Here is a 22,212-nt window from a genome sequence, read left to right on the forward strand (position 1 = left end):
GGTCGTGCCGCTCTTCAAGCGGCCTCTTCCATGGCCTTGAGGCCCGTTTCCGTCGCAGACAGGATTTTCTGCACATGGCCTGCATCCACCACCAGCGGCGGCGAAAAGATGGCGTTGTTCCCCGACACCCGGATCATCACCCCGTCTTCGTAGGCTGCCTTTTGAAAGGCCAAAGGCAGGGCCTTGCCCACCGGCGTTTTGGTCGCGCGGTCGCGGACCAGTTCGATGGCACACATCAGCCCTTCGCCGCGCACGTCACCAATCATGTCATAGCGGTGTGCCAATGCCTCCAACCCGGTTTTGAGTTCCGGCCCACGGGCGGCTGCGTTTTCCCAAGGGCGGATGCGCATCGTTTCTTCGAGGGCCGCAACAGCCGCCGCAGCCCCGACCGGGTGACCCGAATAGGTATAGCCCTGATCGACCGATCCCACGCCGGTCTCGTCATCCTCGAACACCGCCGCGACGCGGTCGGAGATCATCACGGCTCCAAAGGGGAAATAGCCATTTGTGATCGCCTTGGCGGTGCACATCAAATCCGGCTGCACAGCCCAGTGGCGCGACCCCGTTTCCGTTCCCGCACGGCCAAAGGCGGTGATCACCTCATCCGCAATCAGCAACACACCATGCTTGTCGCAAATATCGCGCACCATCGGCATAAAACTGGGATGCGGCGGGATCACCCCGCCCGCACCTTGCACCGGCTCCATCACAAAGGCGGCAATCGTGTTGGCCCCCTGAAAGGCAATCTCGCGCTCCAGCATCCCCGCGCTCAACCGCGCCAGCTCTGCTGCGTCTGTCGCGCCGAAAGGATTGCGGTAAAGGTACGGTCCCGGAATATGAAAACAGCCCGGCATCAACGGTTCATACGTATTGCGAAACTTGGCATTGCCGTTGACCGATGCGCCGCCGAAATGGGTCCCGTGATAGCCCTTGTCGAGGCTGATGAACTTGGTCCGCGTGCCTTCACCCCTTATCCGGTGGAACTGGCGGGCGAGCTTTAGCGCGATCTCGATACTGTCTGACCCGCCAGAGGTGAAAAAGCTGCGCGCCATGCCATCCGGCCCAAAGAATTCGGCGAGCAGGTAGGCCAGTTCGATTGCCTTGTCGTTCGACGTGCCGCGGAAGGTCGAGTAATAGGGCAACGCCTCCAACTGCGCGGCAATGGCGTCCTTGACCGGCTGGCAGGAATAGCCAAGGTTCACGTTCCACAGCCCCCCCACTGCATCGATGCTGCGGTGCCCGTCCACATCCGTGATGTATACCCCCTCGCCTCCGGTCAGGATCGTCGGCGGGTTGGCCATGCTGTCTGCCGGATGCGCCATCGGGTGCCAGAACTGGCGGGCATTGTTTTCCTTGAGGAAATTGCTGTCTTTCATGACGCGGCCCTTTCGGCTTCGGGTGTCCAGATCGTCTGCACATCAGGTGGTACGGCCCCACCCATCGCCTCGGTTATGTCGCGCCCGCGCGACATCAGAAGCGCGGCCAGGTCCGCCGCGCGCCGCGCGCCGCCACGGCTTGTCGGATAGGCGATGGAACAGGTCGCAAAGGCCCGCGCGCTTGCATCAAACACCGGGATCGCAACGGATGATACGCCGATCCGCAACGTGTCGCGGTTGCTGGCATAGCCGCGTTTGGCAATCTGGGACAGCTCGGCTGCAACGGCATGGGGGTCGGGGCGCGCGGCCCCCTCCTGCACGGTGCGCGGATCGGCCAGCGCCATGTCCAGCAGGCCAGATGTGGAAAAGGCCAGATACGCCTTGCCCGACGCGGTCGCAAAAAGCGGCGGCAGGCCGTAGGCGTCAAAGCTCACCCTTACCGGGTGATCGTGAAGCTCCGCGTGATAGACATCGACAAGGTCAAAACCCTGCAGGCGGCTGATATGCACCAACTCCCCTGCATCACGGCTTAGCGCGTCGATCACGCTGCGCACCATCTCCACTTCGGCAACCGTGCGCGCGCGCATCCCCGCAAGCCGCGTGATCGCAGGCCCAAGGCGGTAAGCCCGTGTGCCCGCATCCTGCTCCAGAAATCCGATCTCTTCGAGGGCGGTCAGATGGCGATGCACCGTCGCCTTGTCCCGCCCGGTCATGCGCTGAACATCCGTCAACCCGAGACGGGGATGGGCTTCGCTGAACAGATCCAACAGGCCAAGCGCTTTGGAAATCGTTGACATGAATTCAGCTTGACGCAGGAAAAACGCCCTTGCAATATATTTTTGCGTCTATCGGTTCATTATTTGAACCACGCCAGAGGATTGCATGGAATGTCAGCACTTCAGGACAACATCGCCAAACTTGCGCCACATCTCGCCAAGGTGGCCGACACGGGCATTCTCAACCACATTGGCGGGATGGCACAGCCCGCAGCAAACGGTGCGTGGTTCGACACAAACTCACCGGTTGATGACAGCCTGATCGCCCGCGTTGCGCGCAGCGATGCGCGCGACGTCGATGCCGCCGCCACGGCGGCCAAGGCCGCCTTTCCGGCATGGCGCGATATCGCGCCGACCGAACGCAAGCGTATCCTGCACGCCATCGCCGACGGCATTGAGGCGCGCGCCGAAGACATCGCGCTCTGCGAATGCTGGGACACCGGACAGGCGCTCCGCTTTATGTCAAAGGCGGCATTGCGCGGCGCGGCCAACTTCCGCTTTTTTGCAGACCGCGCGCCTGCCGCCCGTGACGGTCAGGCCCTGCCGTCGCCCACGCTGATGAACGTCACCACCCGCGTGCCCATTGGCCCTGTGGGTGTAATCACCCCGTGGAACACGCCGTTCATGCTGTCCACCTGGAAAATTGCCCCGGCCCTCGCTGCCGGTTGCACAGTGGTGCACAAACCCGCCGAATTCAGTCCGTGGACTGCGCGTATCCTGATGGAAATTGCCGAAGACGCGGGCCTGCCTCCCGGGGTCTGGAACCTCGTCAATGGCATGGGTGAGGAGGCAGGCCGCGCGCTCACCGAACATCCAGATATCCGCGCCATCGCCTTTGTCGGCGAATCCAGAACCGGCTCCGCCATCATGGCGCAGGGCGCTCCGACGCTGAAACGTGTGCACTTCGAACTGGGCGGCAAGAACCCGGTGGTGGTCTTTGACGATGCCGATCTGGACAGCGCCCTCGATGCGGCAATCTTCATGATCTATTCGCTCAACGGCGAGCGTTGCACATCGTCCTCGCGCCTGCTGATCCAAGACACGGTCGCCGACGACTTCGAGACAAAACTGGCCGCGCGCGCCGCGGCGATCAAGGTGGGCCACCCGCTCGATCCCGCAACCGAACTGGGCCCCCTGATCCACGCGGTCCACCGCGAGAAAGTCGAGGCCAGCTTTGCCACCGCACAGGCCGAGGGCGCCACAATCGCCGCAGGCGGCACGCGCGTGGGCGACATAGGCCAATTCGTGGCGCCAACGCTTTTCACCAACGCAACGAATGATATGAACATTGCGCAAGACGAAATTTTTGGCCCCGTGCTGACCTCCATCCGCTTCGAGACAGAAGACGAGGCGCTCCGGATCGCCAACGACACCGCCTACGGCCTCACCGGCTATGTGTGGACGGCAGATGTCACCCGCGCCATGCGCTTCACCGACCGGCTCGAGGCTGGTATGATATGGGTCAACTCCGCCAATGTCCGCCACCTGCCCACACCGTTTGGCGGCATGAAAGCCAGCGGGATTGGCCGCGACGGCGGCGACTGGTCCTTCGAATTTTACATGGAGCAAAAGCATATCGGCATCGCCACCGGTGACCCAAACATCCCCCGCTTGGGCGCATGACGCTTCTTCTGACCAGAAATACCATCGGGGTGTTTGAGGGGCAGACAGCCCCTCATCAGACAAAATGAATCGCGTGCGGCAAAGCCGCCCCTTTTAGGAACAGCCATGCCCGTCCCCCCGCCCGAGCTTTACCCGCCGTTCAACATCGTGCGCCTGAGCCATGTGGAATACCGTGTCACCGATCTGGCCGCCGCCCGTGGCTTTTACGTGGACACGCTGGGCCTGCAAGTCACCCACGAGGACGCACAAACGATCTATCTGCGTGCGATGGAGGAACGCGGCCACCACTGTATGATCCTCACCCAAGCGACCCAAGCGAACGTCGCCCGTCTTGGCTTCAAGCTCTACGACCACCCCGACCTCGACAAGGCCGAAGCATGGTTCAAGGCCCAAGGGCGCCCAACATCATGGATCGAACGCCCTTTCATGGGGCGCGTCCTGCAAACCACAGATCCGTGGGGGGTCCCGCTCGAATTCTACGTCGAGATGGAACGCCTGCCAAACATCACCCAAAACTACGCGCTCTACCGGGGCGTCAGACCGCTCCGGATCGACCATTTCAACCTGTTTTCACCAGACGTCGACAGCGCAGTCGCGTTTTATTCACGGATGGGCTTCCGGACGACCGAATATACCGAAGACGCCGAGACGGGAAAATGCTGGGCCGCGTGGATGCACCGTAAGGGCGGCGTGCACGATGTGGCCTTTACCAACGGCATCGGCCCCCGCCTGCATCACAGCGCCTTCTGGGTGCCAACGCCGCTCAATATCATCGACCTGCTCGACCTGATGAGCACGACAGGCTACCGCGAGAACATCGAACGCGGCCCCGGACGGCACGGCATTTCCAATGCTTTCTTCCTCTACATTCGCGACCCGGACGGCCACCGGATCGAGATCTACTGTTCCGACTACCAGACCGTCGATCCGGATCACGAACCGATCAAATGGGACCTCAAGGACCCGCAGCGCCAGACGCTGTGGGGGGCACCCGCCCCGCGCAGCTGGTTCGAGCAGGGCAGCAATTTTGATGCCGTGCCCACCTCTGACCCCCTTCTCAAGGCACAGCCCATCGTGGCACCCTGACCGCAAAAGGATAAGATGATGAGCTGGGACGACTTCGCCCACTACGCCAAGGCCGCTGCCGACTGGGGGGCCGATTATCGCAAGACAATTCGTGATCAGCCAGTCCGCGCCCAGACCAAACCCGGTGATATCGCCGCCCTGCTGGACACCAGCCCACCCGAGACAGGCACCGGCCTCGACAGGATCATGGCTGATTTCGAACGGGTCGTGATGCCCGGCATCACCCACTGGCAGCATCCCCGCTTTTTTGCCTATTTCAACTCGAATGCCGCCCCCGCATCCGTTCTGGCCGAATTCATCGCAGCGATCATCGCGCCGCAATGTATGCTGTGGCAGACCTCTCCGGCGGCAACTGAGATGGAGACGCGGATGCTTGACTGGCTGCGGCAGGGCCTTGGCCTGCCCCGCGGCTTTCAGGGCGTGATTCAGGACAGCGCATCATCGGCAACCCTTGCCGCTGTTCTCACCATGCGCGAGCGCGCGTTGAACTTCCGCGGCAATATCGACGGGCTGCATGGCCAACCGCAATTGCGCATCTATTGCTCGGATCAGGTTCACAGCTCCATCGACCGCGCGATCTGGGTGGCAGGCATCGGGCAGAACAATCTGGTCAAAATCCGCACAACGGGCGATCTGCGCCATATGGATCCGATGGACCTCGAGGCCGCGATTGCCGAAGACAAGCTGGCCGGGCGCGTGCCCGCCGGGATCATCGCTGCCACCGGGGCAACCGGCATGGGGGCCTGCGACGATCTCGAAAGCGTTGCCGCCGTGGCCGAAGAACACGGGCTTTACACCCATCTCGACGCCGCATGGGCGGGGTCGGCGATGATCTGCCCGGAATTTCGCACACTTTGGACCGGGGCGGAACGGTTCGACAGCATCGTGTTCAACCCGCACAAATGGCTCGGTGCGCAATTCGACTGCGCTGCGCATTTCCTGCGCGACCCGGACGTGCTGCGGCAGACCCTTGCCATCCGGCCCGAATACCTCAAGACGCACGGCACTCATGACATCATCGACTACTCCGAATGGTCCACTCCGCTGGGCCGTCGGTTCCGCGCGCTCAAATTGTGGTTCCTGATGCGCCACTACGGGATGGAGGGGCTGCGCAACCGTATCCGCAACCATGTGTCATGGTCCCAAGCGTTGTGCGAGCGCCTACGGGCCGAGGACGGGTTCGAGATCGTGACCGAACCGATCCTGTCGCTCTGGACCTTCCGGCCGAAGAGCGCCAGCGATGAGGCCACCCAGACCCTCGTCGATGCCATCAACGACGATGGCCGCATCTACCTGACCCAAGGTATGGTCGATGGGCGCAAGGTCATCCGCTTTCAGGCAGGACAGTTCGATTGCGAAGAACGCGATTTCGACGTGGCCTTTGACACCATCACCGAGATTGCGAGGCGCGCATGAAATTCGCCACATACACGACCGGCGGAGACACATATTATGGCGCTGTCACAGACGGTGGCATGATCCCGCTGTCGCCCAACCATCCGCAGTGGCCCACACTGCGCGACGTGGTCGCAGCCGATGGGCTGCACGATCTCGCCCGTGCCGCCCATGGCCGCGCGGCCACGCACAGCGACGTCACCTATACGATCCCCGTGCCCAACCCGGAAAAGATTATCTGCGTTGGCGTCAACTTTCCCGACCGCAATGCAGAATATAAAGACGGACAAGACGCCCCCCCCAATATGTCGCTGTTTCCCCGCTTTCCGCGCAGTTTCACCGGAGCGGACCACCCTCTGATCCGCCCGCCGGAAAGTGAGAAACTGGACTATGAAGGGGAGATTGCCATTGTCATCGGCAAGGGCGGGCGGCGCATTGCCGAGGCTGATGCCTATGATCACATCGCAGCGCTCACCCTCTGCAACGAAGGCACAATCCGAGACTGGGTGCGGCACGCGAAATTCAACGTCACCCAAGGCAAGAACTGGGACCGTTCGGGGGCCATCGGCCCATGGATCGTCCCTTTTACCGCGCCTGCGCAGCTTGACGACATCCGGCTGACCACCCGTGTGAACGGCGAACTCAGGCAGGATGATCGCACCTCGCGGATGTTGTTCCCGATCCGCCGCCAGATCGCCTATATCTCGACCTTTACCACGCTGGTTCCCGGCGACATCATCGTTACCGGCACACCGACCGGCGCCGGGGCACGATTTGATCCGCCGAAATTTCTGAAACCCGGCGACGTGATCGAAGTGACCGCAGAGGGGATCGGCACCTTGCGCAACGGGGTGGCGGATGAAACTTGAAGACCACCGCCACGCCGCCGCAGCACTGGTGCAGGCCGAACGCGACCGGACACAGATCGGCCTGCTGTCCGTCGCCTATCCCGACATCGGCATGGATGACGCCTATGCCATCCAGAAACAGGTCGTCGCCACCAAGGTCGCCACGGGCGATCCGGTCATAGGTTGGAAGATCGGCCTTACCAGCCGGGCCATGCAAATGGCGCTGAACATCGACATCCCCGACAGTGGCGTGCTGACCCGCTCGATGCGGTTCGACAGCGGTGCGACCATTCCAACGGGTCATTTCATCGAACCACGCATCGAGGCCGAGATCGCCTTTGTCATGCAGTCGGATCTGGGTGGCGTGGACGCAACACGGGCCGACGTGCTGGCCGCCACCAAATACGTTGCCCCCGCGCTCGAAATTCTCGACACCCGCATCCTGCGCCGGGACCCGGAAACGGGTCAGGCGCGCAAAGTCTTTGACACCATCTCGGACAATGCCGCCAATGCAGGCATCGTGCTGGGGGCGTCGCGCAATGCACCCGACAACCTGCCATGGGTCGGTGCCATCGTGTCCGTCGGAGACGTGGTTGAGGAAACAGGCTTGGGCGCTGGCGTCCTAGGAGACCCGGTCGAAAGCGTTGTGTGGCTGGCGCGCCGCATGGCGCTCTATGGTGACCAGATCAAGGCCGGGCAGGTCATCCTGTCGGGCAGTTTCATCCGCCCGATCGAATGCCCTCCCGGCACGGACATCCACGCCGATTTCGGTGACTTTGGCCGCGTGGACCTGTCTTTTGCCTAGCGTTGCACCTGCGCCATCAACCGGGCCGCAGCCCCACCCAACGCAACCGTGTGTGACACAAAGAGAAACGCAGGAATCCGGGCGAACTGACCGTCAAAACCGGTCTCTGACCGCAATGGCGCAAGCACCCGCTCCCGCCGCTCCGGCGCCAACAGAAACTGCGCCAGCGACCCGTTAAAATAGAGCCCCGCCCGCGGAAAATAGGCATAGGCCAGTTCACGCACCATCTGACCAAAGGCGTCTGTACAGGTCTCCAGTGCCTCGCGCGCGCGCGGGTCATCTGATTTGGCCAGCGCCTCGGCGCTGTCCACGTCAACCCCAATCACTTTGGCGAGCCGCAGCAGACCAACGCCCGAAAACAGGTTTTCGATGCTGTCAAAGGCCGAGGTGTCCGGCATATGCTCCCGCAGCACGTCCATGACGCTTGATGGCAGGCTCGCGTGCCCCTGTTCGGAAATCAGCGCGGCACCGCTCGCAATGTGAACGACCGACACGTTGAACCCGGTGCCCAGCCCAATCACCAACCCCTGCCCGCTGCCACCCAGCGCTGCACCTTCGTGCAACGGCTCGACCGCATCTGCGGTCACGGTGGGCACGGCCTGTCCAAGCGCCTCAAGATCATTCATCAATGTCACTTCGGTTGCACCGCACTGTGACGCCACCGCATCCGCATTGATCCGCCAGTTGCGATTGGTCAACCGTGCCTCGCGCCCGCCAACGGGGCCCGCCACGGCCACCACCATTGGGCCGCCCACGCGCGTGTCGCCAAGGTAGTCGCCCACCAGATGCTCAAAGCTGTCGAAATCCGCATTGCGCTTGCGGGCGATGGTGTCGGTCAGCACACCCGCTGGGCCGACAAAGGCCAATCGCGTATTGGTGCCGCCCACATCGGCGACAAAACCAATCGCCTCACCGATAGACATAACGCATCCCCCGAGACTGAATTTGCAAAGATTCGGCTTTCCAAAGGGGTTTGGGCGCTGCACAACGCCGCGTCAACCGGGCACGCTCAAACTTAACCCTGTTGCGCGCGGCACTGGCCAAAAACCCGCGCATCGGGCAGAACCGGATCACCACAACGCAGAGGCAGGCATGACGCGCACCGCATTGGTCACAGGATCGGCCGGGTTCATCGGCTATTTCACCGCCCGCGCGCTGATAGATGCAGGCTGGCAGGTCGTCGGTCTGGATGCGATGACCGACTATTACGAGGTCGGCCTCAAGGAACGCCGCCGCGCCATGCTGCGGCAGACACCGGGGTACACAGATATCGAAGGGCGCATCGAAACACCCGGCCTGCTCCGGGACCTGTTCGAACAGCATCGCTTTGACGCCGTGATCCACCTCGCGGCGCAGGCCGGTGTCCGCTATTCCATCGAAGCGCCGCGCAGCTATGTCGAAGCCAACCTGATGGGCACGTTCGAGTTGCTGGAGGCGGCCCGTGCCGTACCGCCCGCGCATATGCTGCTGGCCTCCACGTCCTCGGCATATGGTGCCAATACCGACATGCCCTACCGCGAAGATATGCGCGCCGATCACCAGATGTCGTTCTATGCCGCCACCAAAAAGGCGACAGAGAACATGGCCCACAGCTATGCCCACCTTTATGACCTGCCGATCACCATGTTCCGGTTTTTTACGGTCTACGGGCCGTGGGGCCGTCCCGATATGGCGCATTTCAAATTCACCCGCGCGATCCTGCGCGGTGAGCCTATCGACATCTACAATCATGGCGACATGCGCCGCGACTTCACCTATATCGACGATCTGACCGGCGCCATCCTTGCCCTCATCGACACTGTTCCGGGTGACGCGCCCGTTCCGGGCGACAGCCTGTCGCCCGTGGCGCCGCACCGCATCGTCAATATCGGAAATGGCGCGCCGGTGCCCCTGATGGACTTTATCGCCGCCATCGAAACCGCCTGCGAGCGTGCGGCGATCAAGACCTATCACGACATGCAACCGGGCGACGTGCCTGCCACGTGGGCTGACGCAACCCTGCTTGAAACGCTGACCGGAAACCGCCCGTCGACCCCGATCCAAGAGGGGATAGACGCCTTTGTCGGCTGGTATCGCGACTACTATCAGGTGTGATGGGTCCGGCCCGTCTCTGTCCCTAAAAAATCCTCCCCGAAGGGCCCCTTTCCACCGGGCCGCAGGCTGACTATACCCGCGCCAACCCCGTCACGGAGCACTTACGATGTCTTTTGACCGATCCATCAAAATCGCCCCCTCGATCCTTGCCGCGGATTTCGCGAATTTCGGTGCAGAATGCGCGGCGGTCGAAGCGCAGGGGGCCGACTGGATCCACGTGGACGTGATGGATGGGCATTTTGTGCCGAATATCAGCTTTGGCCCCGCGACCTGTGCCGCGATCCGTCCTCATATCAAAGGGGTGATGGACGTTCACCTGATGATCGCGCCGGTTGATCCTTACATCAATGCTTTTGCTGACGCTGGTGCCGACGTGCTTACCGCGCATGTTGAGGCGGGGCCGCACATCCACCGAACCCTCCAGGCGATCCGTGCTGCCGGTATGCGGCCCGGTGTGGCCCTGAACCCCGGCACACCGGCGGCGGCGGTCGAACATGTGCTGGACCTTGTTGATCTGGTGTGTGTGATGACCGTGAACCCCGGCTTTGGTGGACAGAGTTTTATCGACATGACCGCCAAGGTTGCAGACCTGCGCCGCATGATCGGCGACCGCCCCGTGCATATCGAAATTGACGGCGGCGTGGACCCCAAAACCGCGCCACGCCTGTCCAAGGCAGGTGCAGATGTGCTGGTTGCAGGCTCTGCCGTGTTCCGCGGCGGGTCAGTGACGGACCCCGCCCCTTACGGCGAAAACATCCGCGCCATTCGCGCGGCGGCCGAGGGTGTCTGGGCCTAGGTGCATCGGGGCGTGGAGGGACGCTAGGCCAACGCGGCTGCGAATGTCTCCAACAGCTTGTGTTTCAACACTTTTCCCGTAGGTGCCGCAGGCAGCCTGTCGGCAAACACATAGCGCGCGGGCCGCTTGTAACCGGCCAGCCGTTCAGCTGCAAACGCCGCCAATGACGCGGCGGTCAGGTCAGCGCCCGCGCGTGTCTGGACAAAGGCCAGTACCTCTTCATCTCCGCCTGCCGGTCGACCGATCACTGCCGATTGCACAACGTCGGGATGATCCGTCAGGACCGCCTCCACCTCCGGCGGATAGACGTTAAAGCCGCCGCGAATGATCAACTCCTTGGACCGGCCCATGATGTGCAGATGCCCCGCATCATCAAACCGACCGAGATCGCCGGTGCGCAGCCAACCATCCGACGCCAGCACCTCGGCCGTCCGCTCGGGCGCGTCGAAATAACCAGGCATCACATGCGGGCCGCGCGTCAGGACCTCGCCCTGACCGTTCCCGCCGCCGGGAACCGTTTCGTCAATCCGCACGTCGACACCGGGCAATGCAGGTCCCACAGACATATCCGGATTGCCAATTGCATGTCGGGTCGCGGCAATGCCTGCGGTGCTTTCGGTCATGCCATAGCCGTTCTGCACCGCAACTCCATAAAACGCCTCTGCCGCGCGCTTCCACGCAGGATCAAGCGGTGCTGCACCGGATGACACGTAACGCAGGCTGTCCGATCCCAGCGCAGTGGCTCCCATGGCGGCGGCATGGGCCATCAGCAGGGCGTGCATCTGCGGCACACCAGAAAACAGCGTGACCCCGTCGCGCAATGTCGCCAACGCCCGCTCGGGATCAAAACGGGGGGCAAGGCGCATGAACGCGCCCTTGTGTACCGATGCCACCAGAACCGAACACAGACCGAACACATGGGTGATCGGCAGAACCCCCAGAATGACATCCTCTGCCACCATATCCCGCAGCGCCGCCGAGGTTTGCGCGCCAAAGCGGACGTTGCCATGGGTGAGCATTACCCCTTTGGGATCGCCCGTTGTGCCGGTGGTATAAAGGATCACCGCGATATCGCTGTCGCATGGTGCCTTGCGCGGGCTGCGGTGCAGGACAGGCATCCGCCCCGCCTGCGCACCCAGCCGGTCGGCATGGGCGGATGCTTCTGACGAGACATGTGTGGTAAAAAACACCCGTCTGGGGTCAGCGTGGGCGATCACGCGGTCCACCTCGCGCGCGGTTTGGCGCGCATTGATCGGCACCACCGTCGCCCCGCACTGCCACGCCGCAAATGTTGCCGCGACTGCCCCGGCGCAATTTTCCGACAGGATCATCACCCGCTCTCCGGGTGCCACGCCGCCGCGCATCATATCCGCGTACGCGGCCACTTCGTGGGCAAGCGCGCCATAGCTCAGCACACCAGACACAGCATCCTCGACCGCAGGTGCATCGGGCCGCTGATCGGCCTGTTTCGTCAGAAACGCCTCAACCCGCGCCAAGGATCAGGCCGCCGACAGGGCGATGAACCGCTCAAGGTGGTAGTCCGTGTCGCCAAAGCGGTGGTCGGCCATGATGATCCGCTTGGCGATATGGGCCAGTTCATATTCCTGCGTCATGGCGATCCCGCCATGCATCTGGATCGCTTCCTCCGCCACTTGCCGACCAACCCGCCCGATCAGGTTTTTGGACGCAGCCAATGTCGTCGCTTCGTCCCGCGTGCCCAGCATACCCGCCGCGTTGATCACAGCCGATCGCGCCTGCTCCAACTCGATCAACAGATCTGCCATCCGGTGCGCCAAAGCCTGAAATGTGCCGATCGGCCGCCCGAATTGCTTGCGCGTCATCAGGTAGTCCTGCGTGAGTGCAACAGCCGTTTCCATCGCCCCCAACGCTTCGGCGCATTGCGCGACCATGGCCAGTGCAACGAGGCTCTCGATCTCGGCAAGTCCCAAACCCAATGGCTCTGCTGGCGTGTTGTCCAGCATCACCTCTGCTGCCCGTCCCCCGGCCAACAGCGGATAGTCGCGCGCGTCCAGCCCGGGCGCGCCAGCGTTCACGAGGTACAGCCCGATCTGATCCCCGTCGCGTGCTGACACTACAATATGTTCCGCCGCTCCGCCGTGCATGACGACGGCCTTGCGGCCCGTCAGCCCACCACCGGACGCCTCTGTCTGGACATAATCAAGATCGTAGCGGCCACCGGGTTCGTAATGGGCAAAAGCCAACTGCACATCACCTGCGATCAACCCATCGACGATGTCCTGCCGTCCGGCCAGCGCCAGCGCGCGTCCCGCCAACAACGCGCCGTCCAACAGCGGCTCAACCACGCCTGCCCGCCCCAATTCCTCGAACACGACAGCGATGTCGAACCCCGCACCGCCAAATCCGCCCTGCGCCTCGTCAAACAGCGCCCCAATGACCCCAAGGTCGGCCAGCCCGGACCAGATTTCCGGCGCATACCCCGCCGCGCTGTCAAGGATCGCATTGCGCCGCTCTGTCGAATACTCTGCCCGCAGATAGCGTCGCAGCGTGTCCTGCAACATCCGGCGTTCTTCTGTCAGTTCGAAATTCATCGCCCGCCTCCCATGGCGACCTTGGCGATAATCCCTCGCTGAATTTCATTGGACCCGCCAAAGATCGACAGTTTGCGATTGTTGAAATACTGCGCCGCCACCGGCCCGGCATCCTGCGGATCAGGCACCAAGTCATTGGCCCCTTCGAGGGCTTCAGACGCAAATGGCATGGCGTAAGGTCCCACAGCCCGACGGGCCAAGTCGTTGATTTCCTGACGGATAACGCTGCCCTTGACCTTGAGCATTGACGCCTCCAGCCCCGGTGCCTCGCCCGCGGCGGCTTTGGAAATCGCGCGCAAATTGGTTGTCGCCATGGCGCGCATCTCGATTTCCACCTGGGCCACACGCGCTGCGAAATGCGGGTTCTCGATCAACGGTTTGCCATTGTGCATCTCGGCCCGCGCGATGCGTTTGACGGCCGCCAGCCCCGCCTGACTAAAGCCGACGCCGCCAAGGCCGGTACGCTCATGGGTGAGCAGGTATTTGGCGTAGGTCCAGCCCTTGTTTTCCTCGCCCACGAGGTTCTCAACAGGCACGCGGACATCCGTAAACCAGACCTCGTTCACCTCGTGCGAGCCATCCAGCAGGATGATCGGGCGGACTTCGACACCGGGCGTGTCCATGTCGATCAGCAAAAAGGATATCCCCTCCTGCTGCTTGGCATCCGGGTCCGTACGGACAAGGCAAAAGATCATGTTTGCGTGCTGGCCAAGGGTCGTCCACGTCTTTTGCCCGTTGACGATGTAGTGATCGCCGTCGCGCACGGCGCGCGTCTTGAGCGATGCCAGATCGGAACCGGCACCCGGCTCCGAATAGCCCTGACACCACCAGTCGGTGCCGTCCAGAATGCGCGGCAGCCAATGTTCCTGTTGTGCGCTGTTCCCGAACTTCTGCAGGACAGGCCCCAGCATCGACAGGCCAAACGGCACAACCCGCGGCGCGTTGGCTGCGGCGGATTCTTCGTCAAAGATGTGGCGTTGCACGGCGTTCCATTCCGCGCCACCAAACGATTTTGGCCAGTTTGGCGCCAGCCAACCACGCGCGTTCAGCATCGCGTGCCAGCCTTCCATATCCGCTTTGGTCAGGTCCCGGCCCAGCCGCACCTTTTCCGCCAACTCGCTTGGCAATTCAGCCTCCAAGAAGGCCCGGATTTCGGCGCGGAACGCCTCTTCATCTGCGGTGTAGGACAGGTCCATCTCAGCTCTCCTTGTTCAAGTCATCAAAGCAGCGGCCATCGGCGACAAGCTGTTCCAGCAGGGGTGCAGCGGCCCAAAATACTGCATCTTCAACGGCATAGCCGCGTATGTCATCCAAAAGCCCTTCGAGGCCGACCATATCCGCCCATTTTAGCGGGCCGCCGCGGTAGCGCGGAAACCCGTACCCAAAAAGCAGTGTCATATCGACATCCAACGGGCGCCGCGCGATCCCTTCGCCCACGACTTTGGCGGCCTCGTTCACCATCGCTGCCATGTAGCGGCGCACGATCTCATCCGCATCAAAACGCCGTGGCGTAATGCCCAGCCGGGCCCGGTCCGCCTCGATCATCGGCATGACCTCCGGGTTTGGCACCGGCGCCCGCGCGCCCGCGGCGTAGTCATAGTATCCTTTGCCCGTCTTTTGGCCAAAATGTCCGTCCTCGCAGAGCCGGTCCGCATAGGTGGCATCGCGGGTGGGCGCCTGCCCTTCGGCGCGTTTGCGCTTGCGCACCGCCCAGCCAATGTCGAGCCCGGCCAGGTCCGCCACAGCAAACGGTCCCATGGCAAAGCCAAACGCCTCCAGTGCGGCATCAATGTCGTAAGGCGACGCGCCATCGAGGACCATATGATCCGCACAGGTGCGGTAGGTGGCCAGAATACGGTTGCCGATGAACCCATCGCACACGCCCGCACGCACGCTGATCTTCCCCAACCGCTTGCCCAAGGCAAAGCCGGTTGCGGCAACATCCGGTGCCGTCTGTTCACCCACAACGACTTCGAGCAGTTTCATCACATGCGCAGGTGAGAAAAAGTGCAGGCCCAGAACGTCCGCAGGCCGGGACGTTGTGGCCGCGATCACGTCAATGTCGAGGTAAGAGGTGTTCGACGCCAGCACGCATCCCGGTTTGCATACGGCGTCCAGCTGGGCAAACACCTGTTTTTTGACGTCCATGTCCTCAAAAACGGCCTCGATCACCAGATCGACCTCGGACAAATCCGTGTAGTCGGTCAACACGCGCAGCGCCTGTTCCAGCATTGCGCCATGCGCCTCTGCGGTGATCTTGCCGCGCTTCAATGCACCGGCGAGGTTTGCTTCGATCCGGCCACGGGCCGCAGCGCCTGCCTCTGCCGACATTTCCAGCAGATGAACCCGCAATCCGGCCAGCAATGCCGCAGTCGCGATCCCCGCGCCCATTGTACCGCCACCAATGACGGCAAGGTGCTGAATGTCACGCGGTGCGACGCCTTTCAACTCGGGCAGGTTCGACACAGCGCGTTCGGAAAAGAACGCATGGATCATGCCTTGCCTCTGGTCTGTTTCCATCAGGTCCATGAACATCTTGCGTTCGGCCTGCATCCCTTGGGCAAAGGAACCGCCATAAGCCGCCTGGACCGCGCGAACGCACCATGCAGGTGAAATCTGTCCCCGGCCCCGTGCCAGCGTCGCGTCAAAGGCATAGTCCCAGTCAATCGGCTGGGGCAGCGCCATCTCGCTCACCGGACGTCGCGGCGCGCCCTCTGCCAACAGGCGCTGGACAAAAGCCAACCCGATCTCGCGCGGGTCGCCCTCTTCCACTGCGTCCAGAATGCCCAGCGACAGCGCCTCTGCCGCTCCCACATGGCGCCCGGTTGTCATGACCTCCAAGGCAGGTTCGACACCCGTCAGGCGCGGCAAACGCTGGGTGCCGCCCGCACCGGGGATGAGACCCAGATGCACTTCGGGCAGGCCAACGCGGGCCTGCGGCACCGCGATCCTGTAATGGCAGCCCAACGCCACTTCCAGCCCACCGCCCAGCGACACGCCATGCATTGCGGCCACCACAACCAGCGGCGAGGCTTCAATGCGGTGAATAAGGTCCGGCAGAAACGGCTCTTTCAGCGGTTTGCCAAACTCCTTGATGTCGGCACCCGCAAAAAACGCGCGCCCTTCCCCCACGATCATTATGGCACGCACGTCGGCATCCGCTTCGGCCTGATCCATTCGGTCCCACAGGCCCTGCCGCACGGCTTGGCTCAGCGCGTTCACGGGCGGGTTGCGCACCGTCAGAACGGCAATCTCACCTACCCGGTCATACCCGATCACATCACTCATTGCGCGCCTCCCTGCTGCGGTCAGAGTAGAGAGATCACACCAAAGGGCAAGCCACGCCCGCCCCGTCTCTGTCCCAAAAAATCCTCCCCGAAGGGTCGGGTCGCAACAGGTCGCTAGGTTGGTCAGGTTTCGCGCCGGTAGATGAAACACCGCCCCGGCACGGCGCCGTCCGGCAGGGGCTGTTCGACCAGATCGTCAAAGTACATCCGGTCCGACGACACCATCAGCCCGCCCACCGCCAAAAGTGGCGCGATGATGGGCGACACGTCTTGTGCAAATTGATCGTTCTTGGCTGCGTTGTGCCCACCCAGATCCGCATGGATCAGCGCCGCCGTCGGCCCGAACCGCGCCAGCGCCGCTGGCAGCGTGTCAAACACATCGCCCAAAAGCACCCTGTCATCGGGCGGTGTGCTGTCGGGATGCGAGGCCACCGCACGCTCAAACACGTAGATATCCCGGTCTGGCATGATGTGGCACATGTGGTGATAGGTCCGCCCGTTGCCCAAACCCAGCTCGTAAATCGGGCCGGGCAGATCGGCTACCACACGTGCCGCATGATCAAGGCAGGCACGTTGCGACACCATACGGTCCACGAACAGATCAAGGCGGCTTTGGGTCATGTCGTCATCAGTCCTTTACGCATTTGCCCCTAGATGGGGGACAAATGGTGAAATGTGTAGCACAATCGCGTGCGCACAGCGTGTATGGACGCGCCGGTCGAAATCGGCTTTTGTGGAGCCAACGAACGCAAAGACGGGACGGTGCATGTCACCACTCTTGGACGTTAAAAACCTGTCCATCGGCTTCGGGTCTGCCCCGCCGGTCGTGTATGGCGTGTCCTTTTCGGTCAATGCGGGCGAAACGCTGGCTCTTGTCGGTGAAAGCGGCTCAGGCAAAACACTCACCTGCCGGTCCGTGCTGCGCATTCTGCCCGCCGCAGCACAGGTGCGCAGTGGCGAGGTGCATTTTGGCACCGGGGCGTCGCGCGCGGACCTGTTGCAGATGGCTCCGCGCCAGATTCGCGACGTTCGGGGCGACCGGATTTCCATGATTTTTCAAGAGCCTATGAGGTCCCTGTCACCGCTGCACCGCATCGGAAATCAGGTGAGCGAAGTTCTGACCTTGCACCGCGACATGAGCCTTGCCGAGGCCAAGCGCGACGTGATTGCCACTTTTGACCGCGTGGGCTTTCCCGATGCAGAACGTGCCTACCGGGCTTATCCTTTCGAACTGTCCGGCGGGATGCGCCAGAGGGCGATGATTGCCATGGCAATGGTGGCCAAGCCCGATCTGCTGATCGCGGATGAGCCGACGACAGCGCTGGATGTGACCACGCAGGCGCAGGTGCTGGGCCTGATGAAGACCCTGCAACGCGACACCGGCATGGCGATGATCCTTGTCACCCACGACCTTGGCGTGGTGGCCAACATGGCAGACAGCGTTGTGGTGATGAACAAGGGCCACGTCATGGAACGCGGCCCCGCCGAGGCGGTGCTGAGCGCGCCGGGCCACGGCTATACCCAAAAGCTTTTTGCGGCGGCCCCCGTGATCCCGGAGGTGGCCAAGCCTGCCGATCCAATTGACGGTAACGATGCAATCCTCGAACTGAATGGCATATCCAAGACCTACCACGTTCGCGCCAGCGGATGGCGCGCGTCAAAGCCGGTCTATGCCTGTTCGGACGTGAACCTGCGCGTTCCCCGGGGCAAGACGCTCGCCATTGTCGGCGAAAGCGGTTCGGGCAAGACCACATGCGCGCGCATCGCGTTGGGGGCAGAACTGCCCGACCCCGGCGGCGAAGTCATTTTTCGCGCCGAAGCGGGTCTGCAACCTGTCCGCGTCGATCATCTGAGCCGGGCGGAAAAGGTCGCCTTTCAACGACAGGCGCAGATGGTGTTTCAGGACCCGTATTCCTCCCTCAGCCCCCGGATGCGGGTGCAGGAGGCACTGACCGAGCCGATGGAGATTCACCGCCTCGGCACCAAGATATCGCGCCGCGACAAGGCGGCGGAGATGTTGCGCTGGGTCGGGCTGAACCCCGATATGCTGAAACGTTACCCGCACGCCTTTTCGGGTGGTCAGCGCCAGCGATTGTCCATTGCGCGCGCGCTCACGCTTGATCCGGTGCTGCTGGTCTGCGACGAGCCGACCTCCGCCCTTGATGTGAGCGTGCAGGAACAGATCCTGAGCCTGCTGGAACGCATTCGGGACGGCATGGGCCTCAGCTACCTGTTCATCAGCCATGACCTTGCCGTTGTGGCCCGCATTGCGGATGAAGTGGCGGTGATGCGACGCGGTGTGGTGGTGGAACAGGCCCCGCCCAAGACGCTGTTTTACAACCCAAGCCATCCCTACACCAAGGCGCTGATTGCGGCGCAGCCCGAGCCCGACATTCACAGCCCCATCGACCTTGCGGCGGTGTCAAGCGGTGCGGGTGAGCCGGAAACATGGCCCGACCTCTACCGGTTCGAAGGGATGGCCGCGCCTGCCCTGCGCGAGATTGAACCCGGACACAAGGTGCGCTGCCATGCCTAGAGCCTTTCGCGATCTCAAATCCATGCTGACGGCTGTATGCGTGGCCACCGCCGTATTTGCGGCACCGATGCCTGTCACGGCCCAGCCGCTCGACGTATTTGTCGCGCCCACCCAATCGACGCTGACCGTACCCGTCGGGGAAAGCGCATTCTGGCGCGCCGAGGTCGAAAAGGGCCAGATGGACGCCGCACCTGACCGCGTGCCGGACGTCCCCCTTGTCGTTGACCTAGAGGCCAAGGGCCGCAGCTTTGGCCAGCAGGGTGGCACCTTGCGCACCATGGTCACACGGACCAAGGACGTGCGGCAGATGGTTGTCTACGGCTATGCGCGCCTTGTCGGATACGATCACGAATACCGTCTGCGCCCCGACATTCTGCGCGATTTCGAGGTGGACCGGGGCCGCACCTTTACGCTGCACCTGCGGCCGGGACATCGGTGGTCCGATGGCGTGCCCTTTACCTCGGCGGATTTCGAGTATTGGTGGAACCATGTCGCCAACAACCCCGAGCTAAGCCCGAATGGCCCGCCGGAGATCATGCGCGTGGGCGATGACGTGGCGACGGTGACCTTTCCCGACGCGCATACGGTTGTCGTTAGTTTCCCGCGCGCCAACCCACGCTTTCTGCCCGCGCTGGCGCAGGCCAGCCCGCCCTTCATCTACCGGCCTGCGCATTACCTCAAACAGTTCCATGTGGATTTCAACACGGTGGAACAAATGGAAGAGATGATCGACAAAAAGCGCGTGCGCGGCTGGGCACCGCTGCACAACAAGCTCGACAATATGTACAAGTTCGACAACCACGAACTGCCCACCTTGCAGCCGTGGATGCCCGCATCGACCGGTGGGGCGTCGCGCTATCTGTTTGTGCGCAACCCATATTTCCACCGCGTGGATGCGCGCGGCGTGCAATTGCCCTATATCGACGTGGTCGAGATGAACGTGGTTGGATCCGGCCTCGTCGCAGCCAAGGCGAATGCGGGCGAAGTCGACTTGCAGGCCCGTGGCCTTGATTTCCGCGACACCTCGATCCTGAAAAAAGGCGAGGCCGACGGCTCACCCTACCGGACATATCTGTGGTCCAATGGGGCCGCCAGCCAGATTGCGATCTATCCCAACCTGAACTTTGCCGACCCGGTCTGGCGCGAGGTCATCCGCGACGTGCGCTTTCGCCGGGCTCTGTCGCTGTCCATCGACCGGACCATCATCAACCGCGCGCTGTACTTTGGGCTGGGCAAGGAGGGCGGCATGACGGCTTTGGCCGCCAGTCCGCTCTTTGATCCGGAAAACCTGACCAAATGGGCGATTTACGACCCCGAGACGGCAAACGCCCTGCTGGACGATATGGGCCTTGCCGAACGCGACCGTTCCGGCATCCGTCTGCTGCCCGATGGCCGCCCCATGGAGTTTGTGATCGAAACCGCTGGCGAACGGCAAGAGGTCGAGAACGCGCTGGCCATCATCACCGACACGTGGCGCGATGTGGGCATCAAGCTGATCATGCGTCCGCTGGACCGGGACATCCTGCGCAACCGCGTGTTTTCGGGTGTGACCATGGCCGCTGTCTGGTTCGGATGGGACAATGGCATCCCGCAGGCCTATACGCCGCCCAGCTACCTTGCGCCCACGGATCAAGTGTTTTTTGCTTGGCCGAAATGGGGGCAATACTACCAAACCCAAGGAGCGGCTGGCGAACGGATCGACATGCCCGCAGCGGGCAAGCTCATGGACCTGAACCGCCGTTGGGGTCAGACCCGCGATCCGGTCCAGCGCGCCGCCATCTGGCGCGAGATGCTGGCGATCCACGCGGATCAGCAATTCGGCATCGGTGTGCTGAGCGAGGCGCCGCAACCCATTGTCGTGTCCGACAGGCTGCGCAACGTGCCCGAAAAGGGCAAATGGGCCTGGGACCCCGGCGCCCATTTCGGCGTGCACCGCGTGGACGAATTCTGGTTCGGTGAACCGGACGAAGAACTGGCGCAGGTGCGCGAATGATGTTCCTGCGCTACGCGGCCTACCGGTTGCTGACGATGTGTCTGACGTTGGTGGTGGTGTCCATCCTCGTCTTCGCCATCATCAACCTGCCGCCCGGCGACTATCTGTCGAACCAAATCGCAGAGCTGCGGGCCACAGGTCAGGCCGAAGGCGTGGCCAAGGCCGAATTTCTGCGCACCGAATTCGGCCTCGACCGGCCGCTTTGGTATCAATATCTGATGTGGGTGGGCCTTGCGCCGGGCGAATACGGGTTTTCCGGCCTGTTGCAGGGCGACCTTGGCTGGTCCTTCTTTAATGACGAGCCGGTGATCGACATCGTCGGGTCCAAGCTGTGGCTGACCGTTCTGGTCAACCTCGCCGCCGTGCTCTTTATCTACTTCATGGCCATTCCGCTGGGCGTTCTGGCCGCCGCCAAGTCAAAGACTTGGATCGACTATGTAACGGCCTTTATTGGCTACCTCGGCCTTGCCACGCCGAACTTTTTGCTGGCGCTGATCCTGTTTTACTACGGACGCAAATATATCGGCCTGCCCATCGGCGGTCTGATGGACCCGGTATACGAGGGCGAGCCGTTGAGCTGGGGCAAGATCCAATCCGTGCTGACCCATATGATCGTACCCACATTTGTCATCGGCACTGCCGGGGTTGCCGCTATGATGCAGCGTTTGCGCGCCAACATGCTGGACGAACTGGGCAAACCGTATGTGGAGACCGCAACCGCCAAGGGCCTTGCCCCGTCGCGGATGCTGACCAAGTACCCGCTGCGCGTCGCCTTCAATCCCTTTGTGGCGGATATCGGCAACCTGCTGCCGGCGATGGTGTCGGGATCGGTCATCATCTCTGTCGTGATGAGCCTGCCCACGATCGGGCCTGACCTGCTCACTGCGCTCAAGACCCAAGACCAGTTCCTTGCCGGGTTCGTGCTGATGTTTGTGGCGTTCCTGACGCTTGTGGGCACGATGATCTCAGACCTTTTGCTGGTGCTGCTCGATCCGCGCATCCGCTATGGCGCGCGGGAAGGATAAGC

The 22,212-nt window shown here is 62.5% G+C and carries 18 protein-coding genes; 10 read left to right on the forward strand and 8 right to left on the reverse strand.

Annotated features, from left to right (window positions below; all coding sequences use genetic code 11):
- Window positions 1-14: 14 nt before the first annotated feature.
- Together Q1A85_RS12155 and Q1A85_RS12160 are read right to left on the reverse strand one after the other, a co-directional pair.
- Entirely contained in the window at window positions 15-1,376 is a 1,362-nt protein-coding gene (locus Q1A85_RS12155) for an aminotransferase class III-fold pyridoxal phosphate-dependent enzyme (protein ID WP_299689281.1), read from the reverse strand.
- On the reverse strand, window positions 1,373-2,173 hold the full coding sequence (locus tag Q1A85_RS12160) for an IclR family transcriptional regulator (RefSeq protein ID WP_299689284.1): 801 nt from the start codon (window positions 2,171-2,173) through the stop codon (window positions 1,373-1,375). Before Q1A85_RS12160 ends, Q1A85_RS12155 begins: the two co-directional genes overlap by 4 nt.
- A gap of 90 nt (window positions 2,174-2,263) precedes the next feature.
- On the opposite strand from Q1A85_RS12160, the gene hpaE reads away from it, so the two are divergent.
- The 5 genes from hpaE to Q1A85_RS12185 all read left to right on the forward strand — a co-directional run bounded on the left by hpaE (window position 2,264) and on the right by Q1A85_RS12185 (window position 7,909).
- On the forward strand, window positions 2,264-3,775 hold the full coding sequence (gene hpaE / locus Q1A85_RS12165; protein ID WP_299689287.1) for a 5-carboxymethyl-2-hydroxymuconate semialdehyde dehydrogenase: 1,512 nt from the start codon (window positions 2,264-2,266) through the stop codon (window positions 3,773-3,775).
- Window positions 3,776-3,880: 105 nt separating this feature from the next.
- Complete coding sequence (hpaD, locus tag Q1A85_RS12170; protein ID WP_299689290.1) at window positions 3,881-4,861, forward strand: 3,4-dihydroxyphenylacetate 2,3-dioxygenase; 981 nt, start codon at window positions 3,881-3,883, stop codon at window positions 4,859-4,861.
- An 18-nt stretch (window positions 4,862-4,879) separates the two neighbouring features.
- Window positions 4,880-6,277, forward strand: a complete 1,398-nt coding sequence (locus Q1A85_RS12175) for a pyridoxal-dependent decarboxylase (RefSeq protein WP_299689293.1) — start codon at window positions 4,880-4,882, stop codon at window positions 6,275-6,277.
- Window positions 6,274-7,125: a fumarylacetoacetate hydrolase family protein gene (locus Q1A85_RS12180; protein ID WP_299689296.1), complete on the forward strand. Its 852-nt coding sequence runs from the start codon at window positions 6,274-6,276 to the stop codon at window positions 7,123-7,125. Before Q1A85_RS12175 ends, Q1A85_RS12180 begins: the two co-directional genes overlap by 4 nt.
- Window positions 7,115-7,909, forward strand: coding sequence for a 2-oxo-hepta-3-ene-1,7-dioic acid hydratase (locus Q1A85_RS12185; protein ID WP_299689299.1), 795 nt, complete (start codon window positions 7,115-7,117; stop codon window positions 7,907-7,909). The genes Q1A85_RS12180 and Q1A85_RS12185 overlap by 11 nt, the downstream gene beginning before the upstream one ends.
- On the opposite strand, the gene Q1A85_RS12190 is transcribed toward Q1A85_RS12185, so the two are convergent.
- Window positions 7,906-8,832, reverse strand: coding sequence for a glucokinase (locus Q1A85_RS12190; RefSeq protein ID WP_299689302.1), 927 nt, complete (start codon window positions 8,830-8,832; stop codon window positions 7,906-7,908). The genes Q1A85_RS12185 and Q1A85_RS12190 overlap by 4 nt on opposite strands.
- A gap of 169 nt (window positions 8,833-9,001) precedes the next feature.
- Between Q1A85_RS12190 and Q1A85_RS12195 the strand changes: the two genes are divergently transcribed.
- Window positions 9,002-10,003, forward strand: coding sequence for an SDR family NAD(P)-dependent oxidoreductase (locus Q1A85_RS12195; protein ID WP_299689305.1), 1,002 nt, complete (start codon window positions 9,002-9,004; stop codon window positions 10,001-10,003).
- Between the two features lie 106 nt (window positions 10,004-10,109).
- The gene (rpe, locus tag Q1A85_RS12200) at window positions 10,110-10,799 is read left to right on the forward strand and encodes a ribulose-phosphate 3-epimerase (protein ID WP_299689308.1); all 690 of its coding nucleotides are present in this window, start codon (window positions 10,110-10,112) and stop codon (window positions 10,797-10,799) included.
- Between the two features lie 23 nt (window positions 10,800-10,822).
- Here rpe and Q1A85_RS12205 read toward each other — a convergent pair whose 3' ends face one another.
- From Q1A85_RS12205 to Q1A85_RS12225, 5 genes are all read right to left on the reverse strand, one after another.
- Entirely contained in the window at window positions 10,823-12,295 is a 1,473-nt protein-coding gene (locus Q1A85_RS12205; protein WP_299689311.1) for an AMP-binding protein, read from the reverse strand.
- 3 nt (window positions 12,296-12,298) lie between these two features.
- Window positions 12,299-13,369 (reverse strand): acyl-CoA dehydrogenase, encoded by a 1,071-nt coding sequence (locus tag Q1A85_RS12210; protein ID WP_299689314.1) that lies wholly within the window; start codon window positions 13,367-13,369, stop codon window positions 12,299-12,301.
- Window positions 13,366-14,565 (reverse strand): acyl-CoA dehydrogenase family protein, encoded by a 1,200-nt coding sequence (locus Q1A85_RS12215; RefSeq protein ID WP_299689316.1) that lies wholly within the window; start codon window positions 14,563-14,565, stop codon window positions 13,366-13,368. The genes Q1A85_RS12210 and Q1A85_RS12215 overlap by 4 nt, the downstream gene beginning before the upstream one ends.
- A 1-nt stretch (window position 14,566) precedes the next feature.
- Entirely contained in the window at window positions 14,567-16,657 is a 2,091-nt protein-coding gene (locus Q1A85_RS12220; RefSeq protein ID WP_299689319.1) for a 3-hydroxyacyl-CoA dehydrogenase NAD-binding domain-containing protein, read from the reverse strand.
- A 122-nt stretch (window positions 16,658-16,779) separates the two neighbouring features.
- Window positions 16,780-17,277, reverse strand: coding sequence for a class I SAM-dependent methyltransferase (locus tag Q1A85_RS12225; RefSeq protein ID WP_299689322.1), 498 nt, complete (start codon window positions 17,275-17,277; stop codon window positions 16,780-16,782).
- 145 nt (window positions 17,278-17,422) lie between these two features.
- Between Q1A85_RS12225 and Q1A85_RS12230 the strand changes: the two genes are divergently transcribed.
- The 3 genes from Q1A85_RS12230 to Q1A85_RS12240 are packed head-to-tail and all read left to right on the forward strand — an operon-like array spanning window position 17,423 to window position 22,210.
- Entirely contained in the window at window positions 17,423-19,192 is a 1,770-nt protein-coding gene (locus Q1A85_RS12230) for an ABC transporter ATP-binding protein (protein ID WP_299689325.1), read from the forward strand.
- Window positions 19,185-21,185, forward strand: coding sequence for an ABC transporter substrate-binding protein (locus Q1A85_RS12235; protein WP_299689328.1), 2,001 nt, complete (start codon window positions 19,185-19,187; stop codon window positions 21,183-21,185). The genes Q1A85_RS12230 and Q1A85_RS12235 overlap by 8 nt, the downstream gene beginning before the upstream one ends.
- Complete coding sequence (locus Q1A85_RS12240; protein ID WP_299689331.1) at window positions 21,182-22,210, forward strand: ABC transporter permease; 1,029 nt, start codon at window positions 21,182-21,184, stop codon at window positions 22,208-22,210. Before Q1A85_RS12235 ends, Q1A85_RS12240 begins: the two co-directional genes overlap by 4 nt.
- The last annotated feature ends 2 nt before the right edge of the window (window positions 22,211-22,212 follow it).

Source organism: uncultured Tateyamaria sp. (genome assembly GCF_947503385.1).
Lineage (GTDB): Bacteria > Pseudomonadota > Alphaproteobacteria > Rhodobacterales > Rhodobacteraceae > Tateyamaria.

What these genes read in the sequence shown, in the direction of transcription:
- Q1A85_RS12155 (WP_299689281.1), bottom strand. Translation starts at nt 1,376, where the DNA reads ATGAAAGACAGCAATTTCCTCAAGGAAAACAATGCCCGCCAGTTCTGG.
- Q1A85_RS12160 (WP_299689284.1), bottom strand. Translation starts at nt 2,173, where the DNA reads ATGTCAACGATTTCCAAAGCGCTTGGCCTGTTGGATCTGTTCAGCGAA.
- hpaE (WP_299689287.1), top strand. Translation starts at nt 2,264, where the DNA reads ATGTCAGCACTTCAGGACAACATCGCCAAACTTGCGCCACATCTCGCC.
- hpaD (WP_299689290.1), top strand. Translation starts at nt 3,881, where the DNA reads ATGCCCGTCCCCCCGCCCGAGCTTTACCCGCCGTTCAACATCGTGCGC.
- Q1A85_RS12175 (WP_299689293.1), top strand. Translation starts at nt 4,880, where the DNA reads ATGAGCTGGGACGACTTCGCCCACTACGCCAAGGCCGCTGCCGACTGG.
- Q1A85_RS12180 (WP_299689296.1), top strand. Translation starts at nt 6,274, where the DNA reads ATGAAATTCGCCACATACACGACCGGCGGAGACACATATTATGGCGCT.
- Q1A85_RS12185 (WP_299689299.1), top strand. Translation starts at nt 7,115, where the DNA reads ATGAAACTTGAAGACCACCGCCACGCCGCCGCAGCACTGGTGCAGGCC.
- Q1A85_RS12190 (WP_299689302.1), bottom strand. Translation starts at nt 8,832, where the DNA reads ATGTCTATCGGTGAGGCGATTGGTTTTGTCGCCGATGTGGGCGGCACC.
- Q1A85_RS12195 (WP_299689305.1), top strand. Translation starts at nt 9,002, where the DNA reads ATGACGCGCACCGCATTGGTCACAGGATCGGCCGGGTTCATCGGCTAT.
- rpe (WP_299689308.1), top strand. Translation starts at nt 10,110, where the DNA reads ATGTCTTTTGACCGATCCATCAAAATCGCCCCCTCGATCCTTGCCGCG.
- Q1A85_RS12210 (WP_299689314.1), bottom strand. Translation starts at nt 13,369, where the DNA reads ATGAATTTCGAACTGACAGAAGAACGCCGGATGTTGCAGGACACGCTG.
- Q1A85_RS12215 (WP_299689316.1), bottom strand. Translation starts at nt 14,565, where the DNA reads ATGGACCTGTCCTACACCGCAGATGAAGAGGCGTTCCGCGCCGAAATC.
- Q1A85_RS12220 (WP_299689319.1), bottom strand. Translation starts at nt 16,657, where the DNA reads ATGAGTGATGTGATCGGGTATGACCGGGTAGGTGAGATTGCCGTTCTG.
- Q1A85_RS12225 (WP_299689322.1), bottom strand. Translation starts at nt 17,277, where the DNA reads ATGACCCAAAGCCGCCTTGATCTGTTCGTGGACCGTATGGTGTCGCAA.
- Q1A85_RS12230 (WP_299689325.1), top strand. Translation starts at nt 17,423, where the DNA reads ATGTCACCACTCTTGGACGTTAAAAACCTGTCCATCGGCTTCGGGTCT.
- Q1A85_RS12235 (WP_299689328.1), top strand. Translation starts at nt 19,185, where the DNA reads ATGCCTAGAGCCTTTCGCGATCTCAAATCCATGCTGACGGCTGTATGC.
- Q1A85_RS12240 (WP_299689331.1), top strand. Translation starts at nt 21,182, where the DNA reads ATGATGTTCCTGCGCTACGCGGCCTACCGGTTGCTGACGATGTGTCTG.